A 17756-nucleotide genomic window follows, 5' to 3' on the forward strand; every position below is an offset into this window, starting at 1 on the left:
CGGCAGGCGGGTGCGGCAATCAGGGCAGGGGGCGGGGGAGTGACAGGCCCGAGGCGGCCGGGGAGCCGGCGCCGGAGAAGATGACACCGGGGTCCGACGGCGCCTGGTTGAGCACCCACAGGCCGATCAGGGTCGCCAGGGCGAAGACGACCGCGACCAGCACTGCGAGCACGAGCCGCCGCCGGCGTTCGCGCCGCAGCCACTCGCCGCGTGCCGTGCGGTACGCGTCCGGGTCGGGAAGCACCCCGCCTGCCAGAGCCTCGAGCGCCTCGCGCAGCTCACTCTCGGTGCGGCCGTTGCCGGTCCGGTCCGGGCTGGTGCCACGCGACGGAGTCGCATCTCGATTCGTCATCGCCGGGCCTCCATCGCCTGGGTCAGGGCGGCGATGCCGCGTGCCGTGTGCGTCTTGACGGAACCGCCGGAGATGCCCATCGCGGCGGCTATCTCGCTCTCCTTCAGCCCGAGCCAGTGCCGCAGCACCAGTGCCTCGCGCTGCCGGGGCGGCAACTGCTGGAGGGCGTCGATGAGCACGCGCTGGTCGTCGCGCAGCAGCGCGGCGTGCTCCGCGGAGGCGACCGCCTCGTCCGGCGGATTCGGCGGGTTCTCCTCGTGTCTGCGGGCGACTTGGAGGTGCCGTATCCGCATCCGTGTCAGATTGCAGACGGTGGAGCGCAGATAGGCCTCCGCCGCGGCCGCGTCCCGCAGGCGCCGCCACTTGCGGTAGATCTGGTAGTACGCCTCGGCCACCACGTTCTCCGGGTCGTCCGCGCCGAGCAGGACGGCGAGGCGCAGCATCGAGGAGTAGTGCACCTCGAAGAGGCGGGCGACGCCGGCCTCCCGCTCCACGTCGTCCGGATCGCTGACCGCGGGGGCGAGCGGCTCGGCTTGGGAGGCCGGCGCGGGGACCGGTGGCAGGGTGACCGGGGTGTTCTGTCTGCGTCTCACGGAGTGTTCGCTCCCGTCTCCGGGCGCCGCCTGACGGTCAGGCGGGACGGCAGGTCTGTCGCGTCGGCGCCGCGCGGGACGCCGAGGCGTGTCAGCGCGGCGGTACCGGCCACCGCGACGGTCAGATTGAGCAGCAGGGCGGCGAGACCGGCGTAGATCTCCAGCGGCCCGGCGCCGGCACCGAGCGGCACGATCGAGGAGAAACCCTCGTGCACCACCAGATACGTCCCCGACGCCATGCCCACGGCCCACCCGGCGAGCAGCGCCCGCCGGTGCAGCCACCCGGTGAACAGCCCGACGGCGACCGCCGGGAAGATCTGCAGGATCCACACTCCGCCGAGCAACTGGAGGTTGATGGCGTCCTGGTCGCGCAGCCCGAACACGAACGCCACGGCCCCCACCTTCGCGGTGAGCGACACCGCCTTGGCGATGCGCACCTGCCGCTTCGGCGTGGCCGTCGGATGGACGTACTCGACGTACACGTTGCGGACGAAGCTCGTGGCGGCCGCGATGGACATCACGGCGGCCGGGACCAGCGCGCCCACGGTGATCGCGCCGAACACCAGTCCGGCCAGTGGCCCCGGCATCAGCCGGTCGACCAGCATCGGCACGGCGGCCTCGGCCCCGCCCTCGGGCGCCCGCACCCCGGTGGCGAGCGCCGCGATGCCGAGGAAACCGAAGAGCGCGAGCAGTGCCGTCCAGGCGGGCAGCGCCACGACGGCCCTGCGTACGGTGCGCGGACTGTCGGCGGCGAACCCGGCGGTGAGCACGTGCGGATACATCAGCAGCGCGAGCGCCGAGCCCAGCGCGAGGGTGGCGTAGGCGGGCTGCTGCTCGGGGGAGAGCAGCAGGGCGGAGTCGGCCGTGTCCGTCTCGGCCAGCCGCCGCGCCGCCTTCTCGAACACCGCGCCCGGTCCGCCGAGCCGTTCCAGGACCAGCCAGCACACGGCCGTGAGCGAGACGAACACGGCCACCGCCTTGAGCGCCGAGATCACCGCCGGCGCGCGCAGCCCGTGCCGGTACGTGGCCACGGCCAGCCCCGCGAACAGCGCCACCATCACCAGGTCGCCGGCCGCTCCCCGGGGATAGAGGCCCCCGGCAGTGAGCACGGCCCGTAGGCCGAGCAGCTGCAGCGCCAGGTACGGCATCGTCGCGAGGATCCCGGTCAGCGCCACCACGAGCGCCAGCGGCGGTGAACCGTACCGCCCGCGCACGAAGTCGGCAGCCGTGAGGTACCCGTGGCGGCGGGCCACCGACCACAGACGGGTCAGCACAACGAAGGCGAGCGGACAGACGATCACCGTGTACGGCACCGCGAAGAACGCCGGCGCGCCGTTGCCGTACGCCAGTCCGGGGACGGCGGTGAACGTGTACGCGGTGAAGAGCGTGCCGCCCAGCAGCAGCCAGGTCCACCCGGGTCCGAGGCTGCGGTCGGCGAGCGCCCAGCCCTCCAGGGACGGCAGCCGGTCGACGGGGCGCAGACGGCGCGCGGTGACGGCGAGCAGCGACGCTCCGCCGATCACGGCGAGGAACGTCGTGGTCATGGCGCCATCCGCCATGGGTCACCGTCCTTGGTGTGCCTGAACCCTCGCCTGCTGGTTGCGCGGGCGGCCGGTTCGGAGGACAGGAGAAGAAAGAAAGCCGGCGGGAAATCTCCTGGAAATCCGCTGTCAACCGTTCTCGGCGGAAGCGCAACTCTTGCACAGACCGACAGCGAACGGGAGAGGAGCACAGGTCATGGCACGGACCGGCCATCCACGGCTACGACGCGTAGCCGTCGCCCTCCTGCTGCTCGCTCCCGCCGCGGGACTGCTGTGGGTCCCCTGGTACGCCGGTGCGAGCCCACGGCTGGCGGGAACGCCGTTCTTCTACTGGTACCAGCTCGCCTGGGTACCGGGGTGCGGCCTCTGCCTGCTCGCGGCCCATGCGCTGACACGGCACGACGACCGTCACGGTCCCTGATCGCGCCGCCACTGCCCGTACCACTTCGTAGCACCACCCGACACACCGCTCCAGGTGAGGAGTCGCATGTCCACGTCAGCCATGCCCGGATCCGCTCTGCCGACGCCGGAGGGGCCACCGCCCCGGCGGTCCCGCATGACCCCCAGGTCGATCCTCATATGGACCGCCGTCGCCCTCGTCGGCGCGGCCGGCTGGGGTGTCCTCGCGCTCTCCCGCGGCGAGGAGATCTCCGCCGTGTGGCTGGTGATGGCGGCCCTCGGCTCGTACGCCATCGCCTACCGCTTCTACTCGCGGTTCATCGCCCGCCGGGTCCTGGAGGTCGACGACACCCGCGCCACCCCGGCGGAGCGGCTGGAGGACGGTGTCGACTACCACCCGACCGACCGCCGGGTGCTGTTCGGCCACCACTTCGCGGCCATCGCCGGCGCCGGTCCGCTGGTGGGTCCGGTGCTGGCCGCGCAGATGGGCTATCTGCCGGGCACGATCTGGATCGTCGTGGGCGTGATCTTCGCCGGCGCGGTCCAGGACATGATCGTCCTCTTCCTCTCCATGCGACGGGACGGCAAGAGCCTCGGTCAGATGGCCCGGGACGAGATCGGCAGGGTGGGCGGTGCGGCGGCACTGATCGGTGTCTTCGCCATCATGATCATCCTGCTCGCGGTGCTGGCCATGGTCGTCGTCAACGCGCTGGCCGAGTCGGCCTGGGGCACCTTCTCGGTCACCATGACCATCCCCATCGCCCTCTTCATGGGCTTCTACCTGCGCTACCTGCGGCCGGGCCAGGTCGTGGAGACCAGTGTCATCGGCGTGGTACTGCTGCTGCTCGCCATCCTCGGCGGCGGCTGGATCCAGGAGTCGTCGATGGCGGAGTACTTCGTCTGGAGCCCCGAGACCCTGGTCTTCTGCCTGATCGGCTACGGCTTCGTCGCCTCCGTGCTCCCCGTGTGGATGCTGCTGGCTCCCCGTGACTACCTGTCGACCTTCATGAAGGTCGGCACCATTGCCCTGATGGCCGTCGGCGTGGTGATCGCCGCCCCGACCCTCAAGGCCGAACCGGTGACGGAGTTCGCCTCGACCGGCGCCGGACCGGTGTTCGCCGGGGGGCTCTTCCCGTTCCTGTTCATCACCATCGCCTGCGGCGCCCTGTCCGGCTTCCACGCCCTGGTCTCCTCCGGCACCACGCCGAAGCTGATCCAGAAGGAGTCCCAGGTCCGAGTGATCGGGTACGGCTCCATGCTCATGGAGTCCTTCGTCGCCGTCATGGCGCTGATCGCCGCTTGCGTCCTGGAACCGGGCTTGTTCTACGCGATGAACTCCCCGGCCGCGCTGCTCGGTCCGACGGTGGAGACCGCGTCGGAAGCGGTGAAGAACCTCGGCTTCAGCATCACGCCGGACCAGCTCGCCGCGGCGGCCAAGGCCGTCGAGGAGCACACCCTGGTCGGCCGCTCCGGTGGCGCGCCCACCCTGGCCGTCGGCATGTCGGAGATCTTCGCCGGGGTGTTCGGCGGTGCCGGGATGAAGGCCTTCTGGTACCACTTCGCCATCATGTTCGAGGCCCTGTTCATCCTGACCACGGTGGACGCGGGCACCCGCGTGGGCCGCTTCATGCTCCAGGACATGCTGGGCAACGTCTGGAAGCCGATCGGCCGGGTCACCTGGAAGCCGGGCATCTGGATCACCAGCGCCCTGGTCGTCGGCGCCTGGGGTTACTTCCTGTACGCCGGTGTCACCGACCCGCTCGGCGGCATCAAGCAGCTCTTCCCGCTGTTCGGCATCGCCAACCAGTTGCTGGCCGCGGTCGCCCTGGCCGTCACCACGACCATGCTCATCAAGGCGGGCAAACTGCGCTGGGCATGGGTGACCGGCATCCCGCTGGCCTGGGACGTGGCCGTCACCTTCACCGCCGGCTGGCAGAAGATCTTCTCGGACGACCCGAAGATCGGCTTCTTCGCCCAGCGGGACGTCTACGCGGACGCCATCGACGCCCGCAAGCTGCTGCCGGGCGCCACGAACATGGACGACATGCACACCATCGTCCTCAACAACACCGTCGACGGCGTGATCATGGCGGCCTTCCTGCTGCTGGTCCTCATCGTCCTGGTCAACTGCGCGGTGGTGTGCTTCCGCGCGCTGCGCGCCACCGAGCCCCTGCCGACGACCGAGGCCCCGTACGTCGCCTCCCGCATCGATGTCCCCGAGCAGCGGAACACCGAGCCGCTGGTGGGGGCGGGCCCGTGAGCACCGTACGGAAGATGCTGGACACCGTGCTCTGGTACGCGCGCGAGCTGACCGGCGAGACGGAGTACGACCGCTACTGCGAGCGGCACCGGCGCCACCACCCGCACGCTCCGGTGCCGACCCGGCGCGAGTACCAGCGGATGCGCACCACGCAGCGCGAGTGCGAGGCGCCCGGCCGCTGCTGCTGACCCCGCGCGGCGGCATCCCCCGCGCGGTTTCCCCGGCCGCGCGGCGGCATCCGTCGCGTGGTTCCCCGGCCGCGCGGCGGGCGTGTCCTCCCCAGCCCTGACGGCACGCCCGCCGCGCGGCCCACCTCGTCCTGCTCCGCTCCACCTTCGCCGAGACCGAGATGCTCAGACGCCGCCCTTCCCTGCTGATCCGCCCCGAACTCGACGACGACCTCCTGCACGCGACCCTCGCCGAACTGCGTCCGGCCCTCCAACTGCACGGGCTCGGCGCGGGCAGCAGCCGTCCCGTCTGGGAGCCGGCCGCCCGGCTGCTGCGCGCCACAGGATGGGACTGGGACCGCAGAGCACACCGGGTGTCGGTCCTCGCCCGGAACATTCCGGCCGCGATCCCCGAGCGCTGGGTGGCCGACCGGCCCGGCCACGGCGACGCCCTGCTGCTGTCCGCCTGCGCCGCGGTGGCCCGGGTCCCGGTCGGTGACCCTGCCGCCGTACGCCAGGCCGAACAGGCGTGCCTGCGTGCCGCCGACGCCTGCCCCGGGGATCCGACGCCCTGGCTGGCCCTGCTCTCGCTGATGCGCGCCTGTGCCGTACCGGTCCGTGACGCCGTGCCCGTGTGGACCGAGGCCGTCAACCGCGCACCGTTGCACCGTGGCGCCTACCACCAGATGCTGGGCTATCTGTCGCCGCGCGGCCACGGCACGCTCTCCGACATGCTGGACTTCGCCTGGCAGAGCGCGGTCCAGGCCCCGCACGGCTCGCCGCTCGCCGTGCTGCCGGTGGCGGCCCGCGTGGAGCTCGGCGCGCACCGCCAGGGCCTGACGGGCCTCGCCGCCATCGGCGCGAGCGGTCACTGGAACGAGCTGCGCGCGGCCGAGGAGCTCGACCGGGCCCTGTCCGGCTGGTTCCACACCGCCGTCGCGCCCCACGCCGAAGCGATGACCGACCTCAACCTGCTCGCCTTCGCCCTGACCCGCGCCCACCGCCCGGCCGAGGCCGCACTCGTCCTGCGGCGCGTCGGCCGCCACATGACGCGCCATCCGTGGGACCTGCTGCCCGAGCCGGAACGGGCCTTCCTCTACTGGCGGGACGGCGCGGCCGGCTGACCACAGCCAAGACCAGGACAGACGGCATCACGCCGTGGCCGGCTGCGACTTTCTGTCCTGCGCCGTGGCGGCCGCCGCCTGCGCCCGGTCACGGGCCTCGCGGCGGGCCAGGATCACCCAGCCGACCGGGACGGCCGCGGCGAACAGCCACCACTGCACGGCGTACGCGTAGTTCAGCGCGGCGTCCTCCTTGCCGGGGTCGCCGAGCAGCTCGGGAGTGTCGCCCTTGGGCTCGGGCGCCGTCTGCGCGATGTAGCCGCCGAGGACCTGCGCGTCCAGGCGCCGGGCCTCCTGCTCGCTGTTGATCAGCATGATCTGCCGGTCCGGCAGGCCCTTGAGGTTCTTGATGCCGCTCGCCGCGGTCGTCTCGTCGGGCATCAGCCGTCCCTCGATGGTCACCCGGCCGCTCGGCGGTGCGGGGACCTTCGGGAACGCGGTCTGGCTCGGGCCGTCGGAGGGGATCCAGCCCCGGTTGACCAGCAGGACCTTGCCGTCGTCGAGGACGAAGGGGGTCAGGATGTGGTAGCCGACCTCGTCGTCGGAGTTGGTGCGGCGGCGGACGACGACCTCGTCCTCCGTGTCGAAGCGGCCCTTCGCGGTCACGGTCCGGTACCGCTCGGTGCTGGTGACGGTGTGCCCGGGTCCGGTCAGCTTCTCCACGGGCACCGGCTCGGCCGCCAGCGCGTCGGTGACCAGCTGGTTCCGTGCGGTGCGCTCCTCGTAGCGATGCATCTGCCAGATGCCCAGCCTGATCATCGTGGGGATGAGAAGCAGGGCGATCAGCGTGAGGATCACCCACTGCCGGGACATCAGGAAGCGGTACACCCCACGACCGTACAACTGGGTCGTGGGGTGTATTCAGCCGGGTACGGGTTCAGACCTTGTCGACAATTCCCGCCTTTCCCTCCGCGCGGGCGCAGTGGGCACCGCAGTACCAGTGGCCGTCGACCTCGACGCCCTGGCCGATGATCTGTACCCGGCAGTGCTCGCAGATGGGGGCCATGCGGTGGATCGCGCAGGCGAAGCAGTCGAAGACGTGCACCGCCCCCTGCGCGTGCACCTCGAAGGTCATTCCGTACTGATTGCCACATACCTCACAGGTCGCCATGCGCCACAGGGTGAGCCGTCGCTCCGGCCCGGGCGAGCGGCCACCGGGCGAGTCGCCCGCCAATCACCCGTCCGTACGGTCGCCCCTCCGGTACCGCTCCGCCTGCGGTCGCCCCAGCGACACCGCTTTGCGTACGGTCACCCCTCCGAGGCCGGCTCCACATCCGCGAGGAGTTGCCCGAACGCCGCCTCGTCCACGATCGGTGTGCCGAACTGCCGGGCCTTGACCACCTTGGACGTGCCCGACTCCGGGTCGTTCGTGACGAGTAGGCTGGTCAGCCGGGACAGGCTGGTGGCCACGTGCAGACCGGCCTCGGTCGCCCGGTCCTCCAGCAGCTCCCGCTCGGTCGAGGTGTCGCCGGAGAAGGCGACCCGCATGCCCTGCTTGAGCCGCCCGCCCGCCTCGTAGCGCCCCGGGTTGGGGTAGGGGCAGGCGGGGCGCTTGCGGGAGGGGCGCCAACTGGTCTGGGAATAGCCGCCGTAGCCGCGAGGGCCCGCCTGCTGTCCGATGCGGGGCGTGGCAGGGCGGTCCGACCACTCCGTCAGCGGCCGGCACTCGTGCAGCGGCAGCCGTACGCCGTTCGCCGCCGCGGCTCTGAGGCTGGGCCGGAACGCCTCCGCCAGCACGCGCGCGTCGTCCAGCGCGTGGTGCGCCCGCCGCTGGACGACGCCGAAGTGCGCGGCGAGGGACTCCAGCTTGTGGTTGGGCAGCGGAAGCCCGAGCTCCTTGGACAGGGCGATGGTGCACAGCCGCTGCCGCACGGGCGCCTCGCACTTCGCGCGCGCGTACTCCCGGGCGATCATCTGCCAGTCGAAGACGGCGTTGTGCGCGACGAGCACCCGGCCTTCAAGCCGGGCCGTGAACTCCTCGGAGATGTCCTGGAAGAGGGGCGCGCCCTCGAGCGCCTCGCTCGTCAGTCCGTGGATCCACACGGGGCCGGGGTCACGCTCCGGGTTGACCATCGTGTACCAGTGGTCCTCGACCTCGCCGCGCGCGTCCAGCCGGTAGACGGCCGCGGAGATGATGCGGTCGTCCCGGGCCAGGCCCGTGGTCTCCACGTCAACGACCGCGTACCCCTTGGGATACGCGGTCGGCCACGACGTGGGAGAGAACGCTGCGGTCGTCAGGTCTTCCAGCATGGTTCCTGAGGATACGGGCCACGACTGACACCGCCGTCCGTCAGGTACGCAAGCTCCGCCCTTCCGATGGTCCCTCAGGCGTCTTGTCTGGTCTGTCCGTTCGCGAGGCGTACGTCTGATCGACCCTCAGTCGCCCGGCCGAACGGCCTCGCCGAATTGGCGGAGATCGCCAAGAAGCAAGCGCGTACCGTCGGTAATACTTGTGGGTAACAACGTCTGGTCGGAACAGGACGGCGGTCCTACGGTTCAGGCATGCCGAACCTGCCCGATGTCGTGCTGTGGTCGATACCCGCCTTTGTGCTGCTCACCGTGGTCGAGATGGTGAGCTACCGCCTCCACCCCGACGAGGACGCTGCGGGCTACGAGGCGAAGGACGCCGCGACGAGCATCGGCATGGGGCTCGGCAGCCTCGCCTTCGACTTCCTCTGGAAGATCCCGATCGTCGCCCTGTACACGGCCCTCTACGAACTCACGCCCCTGCGCGTGCCCGTGCTGTGGTGGACCGTCCCGCTGATGCTGCTCGCGCAGGACTTCTTCTACTACTGGTCCCACCGCGGCCACCACGTCATCCGCATCCTGTGGGCCTGCCACGTCGTCCACCACTCCAGCCGGAAGTTCAACTTCACCACCGCGCTGCGTCAGCCCTGGACGTCCCTGACCGTGTGGCCGTTCTACGTCCCCCTCGTCGCCGCCGGGGTGCACCCGGCCGCGCTCGCGTTCTGCTCCTCCGCGAACCTCGTGTACCAGTTCTGGATCCACACCGAGCGGATCGACAAGATGCCGCGCTGGTTCGAGTTCGTCTTCAACACGCCTTCGCACCACCGGGTCCACCACGCCTCCCAGGGCGGTTACCTGGACCGCAACTTCGGCGGCATCCTCATCGTCTGGGACCGGCTGTTCGGGTCCTTCGTCGCCGAGACCGTGCGGCCCGTGTACGGACTGACCAAGAACATCAACACGTACAACTTGCTCAAGGTGGCGACGCACGAGTACGTGTGCATCGCGAAGGACCTGAAGGCGGCGCGTGATTGGCGCGAGCGCGCGGGGCGCGTGTTCCGGGGGCCGGGATGGGGGCCTGCGCCGGCTGCGGCACCGGCGCTCACCACCGAGACGACCGAGGTTCCGGCCCCGGCATCGTCGCCCGTCGGGAAGAGCACCTCGGCGTGAGGCGCTCCCGACTTCTCCTCGGCGCCCTCGGTCTCGCCGTCGTCGGCGACCTCGTCTCCCTAGCGGTCGGATTCGACGCCGGGCACGCCGTCGCCAAGCCGCTGCTGATGCCGCTCCTGGCGCTCTGGGCCGTCCTGCGCCGGGCACCCCGGCCGCTCGTGGCCGCCCTGCTGTTCGGCTGGGGCGGTGACGTGCTGCTGCTGTCCGACGCCGAGCCGGCCTTCCTCGCCGGCATGGGCTGCTTCGCGGCGGGACACGTCTGCTACCTCGTCCTCTTCGACAGGCACGGCAGCCGGTACGCGGTCCCACGCGCGCGTGCGGGCCTGCTCGCCCTGGGTTACGCCACCGCCCTCGTCACGACCGTCGCGCTGCTGTGGCCGGACCTGCCCGCGGATCTGCGCCTGCCCGTCGCCGGGTACAGCCTCCTGCTCACGGCCATGGCGTACAGGGCCGCCATCCGGCTCGGCCTCTTCACCGGACTCGGCGGTGCGCTCTTCCTGCTCTCCGACACGCTCATCGCGACCGGCGTCGCCGACTGGCCGCAGCCGCCCGGGACGGACTTCTGGATCATGCTCACGTACATCGCCGCACAGGCCCTTCTGGCCGGCGGCACGCTCGGGGCGCTCAACGCGCGCAGGGCGCCGGCCGCGACGTACGGAGAGATGCGCGCCGTCTGAGGCTCATCAGCGGATGGGGAACACCAGCGGATGGGGAACGTCACCAGCGGATGGGGAGGGGAAGGGCCGTCAGCAGCCCGGACACGGCGACCACCAGGCCCAGCGCGACCACCTCCACCCGCGCCGGCGCACAGGCGGTCAGCGGGTCGGCCGCCCGGCGCAGCCGCTGCCGTGCCGACAGGGCGAGGGCGGCGACGGCGGCCACCAGGAGCACCTTGGCGAGCAGGGCACGCCCGTACGCCGTCGCCGTCAGCTGCTCCAGGATCGTCTCCGGCGGCATCCGGCGCAGTGAACTCCACACGCCCGTCGCGGTGATGGCGGCGAGCAGAACGGCCGCCACGCGCGCGTAGAGACCCAGCAGGGCCGCGCCGGCCTCCGTGCCGTACCGGCCGTGCCACAGCCGCTGCGTGCGCAGCGCGTGCAGCAGACCGCCCACCCACAGCGCCGCACAGGTCAAGTGGACGAGCGTCAGCCCGGAGCCGGTCAGCGGGGTGTGCTCGGTCGCGGGGTGCGCGCGCAGGGCCTCGGCGACCACCACGGCGGCCAGCGGCCACAGCTGCGTGGCCGGCCGGCGCGAGAGGGCACACAACCCCGCCACGAGGAACGCGTTGACCTCCAGCAGGGCGATCTTGCCGTCCCGGGACGCATAAAGCCCGCCGGCGTCGATGTCCGACAGGCGGTCAGGGACGAGATTGCCCGTGGCCACGACCGAGGCGAGCCCGAGCGCGGCGACGAAACCGGCGGCGGCCGCGATCGCTGACCAACTGCGGGGCGCGACCGGCCGGCCGGTGGCCTCCGCCGTGCCCGCCTCCGCGCCCTCCACCGCTCCCGGCACGGAACGCGCGAGCCGGTTCACGAACAGCTCGCCGATCGGCACGCACAGGGCCGCGAACAGCACCGCGCGCAGCAGGGCCAGGCCGCCGGCGCCGGGTGCGACGGCCTCCCCGGTGCCGTGCAGCGCGGTGGACGGGCCGAGCAGCGGGATGAGAGCGGCCAGTGCCACCAGCACCAGGGCGGCGACGGCCCGGCCCGCACCGCCGCCCCGCACGGGCTCACGCGCGTCGGCCACCCCGGGGGTGGGTCTTGTCAAGGTCACCCCAAGATCTTCACCAGCCTTCACACGGCTGGGCAAGTCCAGGAGGACGAACTCAGTCGGCCTTCGACGCGGCGGACCACCACAGCCGCACCTCCTTGCCCACGTCCGTCGGCCGCAGCTCCCATCCCTGTGCGAGCGCGACCTCGGCGACGTACCATCCGCCGACGCCGCGGTAGTCGCGCAGCGGTATCTCGCACTCCACAGGAGGCCGCGCCTTCTTCGGTTCGATCGGCGCCGAGGCGCGGGCGGTCCAGTTCCCCACCGCCTTGTCCACGCGGGCCTTGTAGTAGTCGGTGTCACCCTCGTGGCGCAGCTCCGGCCAGGTCACACACCAGGAGGCCAAGCGCGCGACGCGGCCCAGCGTCGTGTCGAAGAAGTTCATGTAGGCGCGCTCGAAGCTGTTGCTGACGGCCGCGATCCCGTCGGCGAACATGCCGACGACGAACAACGGAATCATGACCGCCACCCACAGCACACACACCACCGGGAACCAGACGATGCTCCCCACGAACCGCAGGGCCAACTGCCACCGCGCTCTTACCGGTTCGGCGGACCAGGTCGAGGTGTCTTCGTACACGGCCATGACAAGGAATCCTGCCAGCAGGACGCAGCGGGCCGGGCGGGTGCCCCCGCCCGGCCCGGACTACCTCCACACGAGCTCTACTTGGTCACCGCGTCCAGCGCGTCCGCGATGCCCCACCCGTAGAAACCGTTGCGGTTCTTCGAGCCCTCGCACACCGCGTCGATCTTGCCGTCGGCGTCGATGTCGTACGGGTCCGTGCACGGCGTGGCGTCCGCCTGGGCGTACAGGAGGGCCTTCACCAGGGCCGGAGTGGCGTACGGGTGCGTCGACTTGATGAGGGCCGCGACGCCCGCGACGTGCGGGGACGCCATCGACGTACCGGCCATGTAGCCCCACTTGCCGCCCGGCAGCGTGCCAAGGATCAGCCCGCTCGTGGCAGGCGGCTCCGGCTTCTGGTAGGCGGTCGAGTCACCGCCCGGGGCGGCTATGTCGGCGACGCCCAGCCCGTAGTTGGAGAAGGACGACTTGATGCCCTTCGCGCCAGTCGAGGCGACCGTGACGACGCCCGGCAGCTGGGTCGGGATGTCGAGGCACTCGGACGGGTCGACGACCCGCTCGCCCGGCGTGGAGTCGTTCGGCGACGACGGGTCGGTGATCTCGTCGGCCGCGAGGTCGTAGTTCTCGTTGCCGGCCGCAGCGACGTTGACCGCGCCCTTCTTCTCCGCGTACCGCGAGGCCCGGGTGACCGCGTCAAGCAGCGCCTTCTGGTCCGGGTCGTTCTTGCAGTTGAAGTACCACGGGTCGGTGTAATAGCTGTTGTTGGTCACGTCCACCCCGTGCTCGGCCGCCCACACGAAGCCGCACACCACGGCCTCCGTGTAGAAGAAGCCGTCCGGGTGGGACACCTTGATGCCGGAGACCTTCACCCCGGGCGCGACACCGGTCATGCCGACGCCGTTCTTCGCGGCGGCGATCTCACCCGCCACGTGCGTGCCGTGCGGGCTCTCCGAGGCGCCCGGCCGCCAGGCCCCGTCGGACGTGTCCGGCTTGCCCGACACGCAGTTGACCGACGCGCCGCGGTCGAAGTTGGGAGCGATGTCGGGGTGGGTGTCGTCGACGCCGGTGTCGATCACGGCGACCGTGACCTTCTTGCTGCCCAGCGACTTCTCGTGCGCCTTGTCCGCCTTGATGGCGGGCAGGTCCCACTGCTGGGGCTCCAGCGGGTCCTGTCCGGCGGGGGCCTCGGCCCTGGCGACCTCGGCCGCGCTCAGCGCCTTCGGCGTGCCCAGGTCGGCCGTCACCGCCGTGGGCAGCGGCGCGGTGCGGGTGGCGCCGGCCGACTGCACGCCGCGGACCGTGCGGATCGTCTTGGCGAAGTCGGGGTTCGTGGAGTGGACGACGATGACGCCGATCTGGTCGTACGACGTCACGATCGTGCCGCCGGCCTTGCCGACGGCCTTCTTCACGTACGCCGAAGCGCCGTGGCCCGGTTTGACGTTGACGACGTAGCTGAGCGAGGTCGCGTCGGCCGAGACCGCCGCGGGCGCCTCGTCGGCGGCCGTGGCCGTGGTGTTCGGCAGTAACGCCAGGGCCGTGGCCATGGCCATCCCGGCCGGGATCGCGACGGCGCGGCGGTAGCGCGCGTGCGGCGCTGTCATGGTGTCTCCAGTTCGTTCGCGGTACGGGCGGACTGTGCGGGAGGTCTGGGAAGCGCGCGTCACTTGACCGCGCGCAGCGCGTTGACGATGCCGTACCCGTAGAAGCCATTGACGCGCTCGCCGCCCTCGCACACCGCGTCCTGCGTGCCGTCACCGTCCTGGTCGTACGACTCGGGGCAGGCGGTCCGGTCGGCTTGCGCCTTCAGCATCGCCTGAAGCTGGGCCGGGGACGCCCACGGGTGCTTGGACTTCAGCAGCGCGGCCACACCGGAGGCGTGCGGGGAGGCCATCGAGGTGCCCTGGAGGAAGCCGTACGCGCCGTTCGGCATGGTGGACAGGATGCGGCCGTCCTTCGAGGGCGTGTCCGGTATCTGGTAGCGCCGGTCGCCGCCCGGCGCCGCGACGTCGACGACACCCTTGCCGTACGTCGAGAAGTACGACTTCTCGTTGTCGACGCCGGTCGAGCTCACCGTGACGACACCCGGCAGCTGGGTCGGTATGTCGAAGCACTCGTGCGGGTCGATGGTGCGCTCGACGGGCGTGGTGTCGTTCGGGCTGGAGTCGTCGACGATCGCGTCCGCGTCCAGGTCGTGGTTGGAGTTGCCCGCCGCGGCGACGTTGAGCGTGCCCTTCTTCTGCGCGTACAGCTGCGCCCTGTTGACCGCGTCGACGATGGCCCGCTGGTCCGGGTCGTCCATGCAGTTGTACAGCCACGGATCGACGTAGTAGCTGTTGTTCGTGATCTCGACGCCGTGGTCGGCGGCGAACACGAAGGCGCACACCACGCTCTCCGGGTAGAAGAGACCGCTCGCCCGGTCGGTCACGTTGATGCTGGAGACCTTCACACCGGGTGCGACGCCCGCCACGCCGATTCCGTTGCGCGCGGCGGCGATCTCACCGGCCACGTGCGTGCCGTGGTAGTCCTCCGGGGTGTACGGCCGCCAGGCGCCCTGGCTGGTGTCGGGCTTGCCGCCGGCGCAGTTGGCGGACTGGGAGGCGGAGAAGTTCGGGGCGATGTCGGGGTGGGTGTCGTCGACGCCGGTGTCGATCACGGCGACGGTCACCTTGCGGCTGCCCGGGTTGATCTTCGCGGCCTTGTCGGCGCCGATCGCGCGCAGATCCCACTGGTCCGCTTCCAGGGGCTCGCTCTCGGGCGTCTTCGCCGAGGCGGCCTCGGTGCGCTTTGCCTGGGCGGCTGTCAGGTACTCGACGGCGCCCTCTTCCTTTGTCCCCGCGGCGGTCAGCGGCGCCGTCCGCGTTGCACCCGCCGACTGGACCCCGCGCGCCGTGCGGATGGTCTTGGCGAAGTCGGGGTTCGAGGAGTGGGCGACGATCACGCCGATTCGCTCGTACGTGGCCACGACCGAGCCGCCGGCCGCGCCGACCGCCTTCTTCACCGACGCGATCGTGCGACGGTCCACCTTTGTGTTGACGACGTACGCCAGCTTCGGCGCGTTTGCCGTCTGCGCGGCCGACTCGGCGCGCGGGGCCGCCGACGCGGCGGCGGGCAGGAAGCCCAGCGAGGCCGTCAGGGACAGTACGACGGGCACGGCAAGGGCGAGCCGGCGTCTGGAACGCAGATGAGACATGGGGTCTCCACATCCTCCGGAAACGAAACCGGCCCGAGGCACAGGTGGTGCTCGGGCAGGTACATGACGAGATGGTGCAGGGCGAAGCTATCCCGCGCTCTCGCTGGCCAGCAATGTTTTGCCGAAACGACTTCGGAAAGAACGCCGGGCGGTTGAACCGGTTCTCGCGTGCCGCCGTGACGTTGGACAAGGAGCGCGAGGACACTCGCCTCCGTCCCCTTAATAAACCGCTTCCGTAATCGCGAGGAGACGCTCCGTGGCCACCGACGCACCGCCCCCCTCGAAAGAGCAACACAAACTCCCCTCACCCGAGGAGTTCACCGAGGTGCAGGAGAGCGCGGAGTTCGGTGAACTGCGCCGCTCCTTCCGCTCCTTCGCCTTCCCGCTGACCGTCGGCTTCGTCGCCTGGTACCTGCTGTACGTCCTGCTGTCGAACTACGCGGGCGGCTTCATGGGCACCAAGCTGTTCGGCAACATCAACGTCGCCCTCGTCTTCGGCGTCGCCCAGTTCGTCACCACGTTCCTCATCGCCTGGTGGTACTCGAAGCACGCCGCCGCGAATCTCGACCCCAAGGCCGAGGCCATCAAGACCCGGATGGAGGGCGGCGCATGAGCACCGCACAGCAGACCCTTCTCGCCGCGAACGAGGCCAGCGAGCACCGCCCGCTGATCATCACCCTGTTCGCGCTGTTCGTCCTGGCCACCCTCGGCATCACCATCTGGGCGGGCCGCCAGACCAAGGACGCCGCCGACTTCTACGCCGGCGGACGCCAGTTCAGCGCCTTCCAGAACGGCCTCGCCGTCTCCGGCGACTACATGTCGGCCGCGTCGTTCCTCGGCATCGCGGGCGCGATCGCCCTCTTCGGCTACGACGGCTTCCTCTACTCCATCGGCTTCCTGGTCGCCTGGCTGGTCGCCCTGCTCCTGGTGGCCGAGCCGCTGCGCAACTCCGGCCGCTACACCATGGGTGACGTGCTCGCGTACCGCATGCGCCAGCGCCCGGTCCGCACCGCCGCCGGTACGTCCACGATCGTCGTGTCGATCTTCTACCTGCTGGCGCAGATGGCCGGCGCGGGCGTCCTCGTCTCGCTGCTGCTCGGCATCACCTCCGACGCGGGCAAGATCCTCATCGTCGCCCTCGTCGGCGTCCTGATGATCGTCTACGTCTCCATCGGCGGCATGAAGGGCACCACCTGGGTCCAGATGATCAAGGCCGTGCTGCTCATCGGCGGCACCCTCCTGATCACCTTCCTGGTGCTGCTGAAGTTCAACTTCAACATCTCCGACCTGCTCGGCACGGCCGCCGAGAACAGCGGCAAGGGCGCGGCCTTCCTGGAGCCCGGCCTCCAGTACGGCGCGACCGGCACCTCCAAGCTGGACTTCATCTCCCTCGGCATCGCCCTGGTTCTCGGCACCGCCGGCCTGCCGCACATCCTGATCCGCTTCTACACGGTGCCCGACGCCAAGGCCGCCCGTAAGTCCGTGAACTGGGCCATCGGCATCATCGGCGGCTTCTACCTGATGACGATCGCGCTCGGCTTCGGCGCCGCCGCGCTCATCTCGCAGGAAGAGATCATCGCGTCCAACCCGTCCGGCAACACGGCGGCACCCCTGCTCGCCCTGCACCTCGGCGGCGTCGATTCGACCTGGGGCGCGATCCTGCTCGCCACGATCTCGGCGGTGGCCTTCGCGACGATCCTCGCGGTCGTCGCCGGACTCACCCTCGCCTCGTCGTCGTCCTTCGCGCACGACATCTACGCCAACGTCATCCGCAAGGGGCAGGCCTCCGGCGCCGAAGAGGTCCGCGCGGCCCGCTGGGCGACCGTCTTCATCGGCGTCGTCTCCATCGGCCTGGGCGCCCTCGCCCGCGACCTGAACGTGGCCGGCCTGGTCGCGCTCGCCTTCGCCGTCGCGGCCTCCGCCAACCTGCCGACGATCCTCTACAGCCTGTTCTGGAAGCGGTTCACCACCCAGGGCGCCCTGTGGTCGATCTACGGCGGTCTGATCGTCGCCGTCGGCCTGGTGCTGTTCTCGCCCGTCGTCTCCGGCGACCCCAAGGCGATGTTCCCCGACGTCGACTTCGCCTGGTTCCCGCTGAAGAACCCGGGCATCATCTCCATCCCGTTCGGCTTCCTCATGGGCTGGCTCGGCACGGTCCTGTCCAAGGAAGAGCCGGACGTCAAGAAGTTCGCCGAGCTGGAGGTCCGGTCCCTGACCGGCACCGGCGCCCACTGAGCACGAACCCCCGCACGCGGCCGCGTCGTAGGAACCTCCAGGTCCCTGCGGCGCGGCCGCGTCCCGCGTCGTGGGATCGGGTCTGTGGTCTTGTCAGTGGTGTCGCGTAGGCTCACAGGTGCCGGAGA

Annotated in this window: 18 protein-coding genes; 8 read left to right on the forward strand and 10 right to left on the reverse strand. The window is 70.8% G+C overall.

The features are described from left to right. Window positions 1–19: 19 nt before the first annotated feature. Genes ACIBNA_RS12945 through ACIBNA_RS12955 form a run of 3 tightly spaced genes read right to left on the reverse strand, consistent with a single transcriptional unit; the run spans window position 20 to window position 2504 of the window. Complete coding sequence (locus ACIBNA_RS12945) at window positions 20–352, reverse strand: hypothetical protein (protein WP_399165254.1); 333 nt, start codon at window positions 350–352, stop codon at window positions 20–22. After that, window positions 349–945 carry a sigma-70 family RNA polymerase sigma factor gene (locus ACIBNA_RS12950; RefSeq protein WP_399165255.1) on the reverse strand — a complete coding sequence of 199 codons (597 nt, stop codon included), beginning with the start codon at window positions 943–945 and terminating at the stop codon, window positions 349–351. Before ACIBNA_RS12950 ends, ACIBNA_RS12945 begins: the two co-directional genes overlap by 4 nt. Then, window positions 942–2504 (reverse strand): sodium:solute symporter, encoded by a 1563-nt coding sequence (locus ACIBNA_RS12955; RefSeq protein WP_399165256.1) that lies wholly within the window; start codon window positions 2502–2504, stop codon window positions 942–944. Before ACIBNA_RS12955 ends, ACIBNA_RS12950 begins: the two co-directional genes overlap by 4 nt. 178 nt (window positions 2505–2682) lie before the next feature. On the opposite strand from ACIBNA_RS12955, the gene ACIBNA_RS12960 reads away from it, so the two are divergent. The 4 genes from ACIBNA_RS12960 (at window position 2683) to ACIBNA_RS12975 (ending at window position 6436) form a co-directional block, all read left to right on the forward strand. Next, entirely contained in the window at window positions 2683–2907 is a 225-nt protein-coding gene (locus tag ACIBNA_RS12960) for a DUF3311 domain-containing protein (RefSeq protein WP_392045964.1), read from the forward strand. A 66-nt stretch (window positions 2908–2973) separates the two neighbouring features. Next, a complete protein-coding gene (locus tag ACIBNA_RS12965; protein WP_399165257.1) occupies window positions 2974–5145 on the forward strand; it encodes a carbon starvation CstA family protein in 2172 nt (723 codons plus the stop codon). Between the two features lie 14 nt (window positions 5146–5159). Continuing rightward, window positions 5160–5333 (forward strand): YbdD/YjiX family protein, encoded by a 174-nt coding sequence (locus ACIBNA_RS12970; protein WP_399165314.1) that lies wholly within the window; start codon window positions 5160–5162, stop codon window positions 5331–5333. Window positions 5334–5494: 161 nt separating this feature from the next. Next, window positions 5495–6436, forward strand: coding sequence for a hypothetical protein (locus tag ACIBNA_RS12975; protein WP_399165258.1), 942 nt, complete (start codon window positions 5495–5497; stop codon window positions 6434–6436). A gap of 27 nt (window positions 6437–6463) precedes the next feature. On the opposite strand, the gene ACIBNA_RS12980 is transcribed toward ACIBNA_RS12975, so the two are convergent. The 3 genes from ACIBNA_RS12980 to ACIBNA_RS12990 all read right to left on the reverse strand — a co-directional run bounded on the left by ACIBNA_RS12980 (window position 6464) and on the right by ACIBNA_RS12990 (window position 8683). Next, complete coding sequence (locus tag ACIBNA_RS12980) at window positions 6464–7261, reverse strand: SURF1 family protein (protein WP_399165259.1); 798 nt, start codon at window positions 7259–7261, stop codon at window positions 6464–6466. Window positions 7262–7310: 49 nt separating this feature from the next. Next, complete coding sequence (locus ACIBNA_RS12985; protein WP_184982286.1) at window positions 7311–7544, reverse strand: hypothetical protein; 234 nt, start codon at window positions 7542–7544, stop codon at window positions 7311–7313. Between the two features lie 137 nt (window positions 7545–7681). Beyond that, window positions 7682–8683: a DEDDh family exonuclease gene (locus tag ACIBNA_RS12990; protein ID WP_399165260.1), complete on the reverse strand. Its 1002-nt coding sequence runs from the start codon at window positions 8681–8683 to the stop codon at window positions 7682–7684. A gap of 252 nt (window positions 8684–8935) precedes the next feature. Here ACIBNA_RS12990 and ACIBNA_RS12995 point away from each other — a divergent pair, with 252 nt between their 5' ends. Both ACIBNA_RS12995 and ACIBNA_RS13000 read left to right on the forward strand, forming a co-directional pair. Then, a complete protein-coding gene (locus ACIBNA_RS12995) occupies window positions 8936–9850 on the forward strand; it encodes a sterol desaturase family protein (RefSeq protein WP_399165261.1) in 915 nt (304 codons plus the stop codon). Further along, window positions 9847–10527, forward strand: a complete 681-nt coding sequence (locus ACIBNA_RS13000) for a lysoplasmalogenase (protein ID WP_399165262.1) — start codon at window positions 9847–9849, stop codon at window positions 10525–10527. Before ACIBNA_RS12995 ends, ACIBNA_RS13000 begins: the two co-directional genes overlap by 4 nt. Window positions 10528–10567: 40 nt before the next feature. Here ACIBNA_RS13000 and ACIBNA_RS13005 read toward each other — a convergent pair whose 3' ends face one another. From ACIBNA_RS13005 to ACIBNA_RS13020, 4 genes are all read right to left on the reverse strand, one after another. Beyond that, window positions 10568–11623 (reverse strand): CopD family protein, encoded by a 1056-nt coding sequence (locus ACIBNA_RS13005; protein ID WP_399165263.1) that lies wholly within the window; start codon window positions 11621–11623, stop codon window positions 10568–10570. Between the two features lie 52 nt (window positions 11624–11675). After that, window positions 11676–12206 (reverse strand): hypothetical protein, encoded by a 531-nt coding sequence (locus tag ACIBNA_RS13010; RefSeq protein WP_399165264.1) that lies wholly within the window; start codon window positions 12204–12206, stop codon window positions 11676–11678. A gap of 77 nt (window positions 12207–12283) precedes the next feature. Beyond that, window positions 12284–13804, reverse strand: a complete 1521-nt coding sequence (locus ACIBNA_RS13015) for a S8 family peptidase (RefSeq protein ID WP_399165265.1) — start codon at window positions 13802–13804, stop codon at window positions 12284–12286. Window positions 13805–13863: 59 nt separating this feature from the next. Next, window positions 13864–15393: a S8 family serine peptidase gene (locus ACIBNA_RS13020; protein ID WP_399165266.1), complete on the reverse strand. Its 1530-nt coding sequence runs from the start codon at window positions 15391–15393 to the stop codon at window positions 13864–13866. 256 nt (window positions 15394–15649) lie between these two features. Here ACIBNA_RS13020 and ACIBNA_RS13025 point away from each other — a divergent pair, with 256 nt between their 5' ends. Beyond that, window positions 15650–16006: a DUF485 domain-containing protein gene (locus ACIBNA_RS13025; protein WP_399165267.1), complete on the forward strand. Its 357-nt coding sequence runs from the start codon at window positions 15650–15652 to the stop codon at window positions 16004–16006. Next, window positions 16003–17628 carry a cation acetate symporter gene (locus ACIBNA_RS13030; RefSeq protein WP_399165268.1) on the forward strand — a complete coding sequence of 542 codons (1626 nt, stop codon included), beginning with the start codon at window positions 16003–16005 and terminating at the stop codon, window positions 17626–17628. The genes ACIBNA_RS13025 and ACIBNA_RS13030 overlap by 4 nt, the downstream gene beginning before the upstream one ends. Window positions 17629–17756: the final 128 nt, after the last annotated feature.

It is taken from the genome of Streptomyces sp. NPDC050164, assembly GCF_044459945.1.
Taxonomy (GTDB): Bacteria; Actinomycetota; Actinomycetes; order Streptomycetales; family Streptomycetaceae; genus Streptomyces; species Streptomyces coeruleorubidus_A.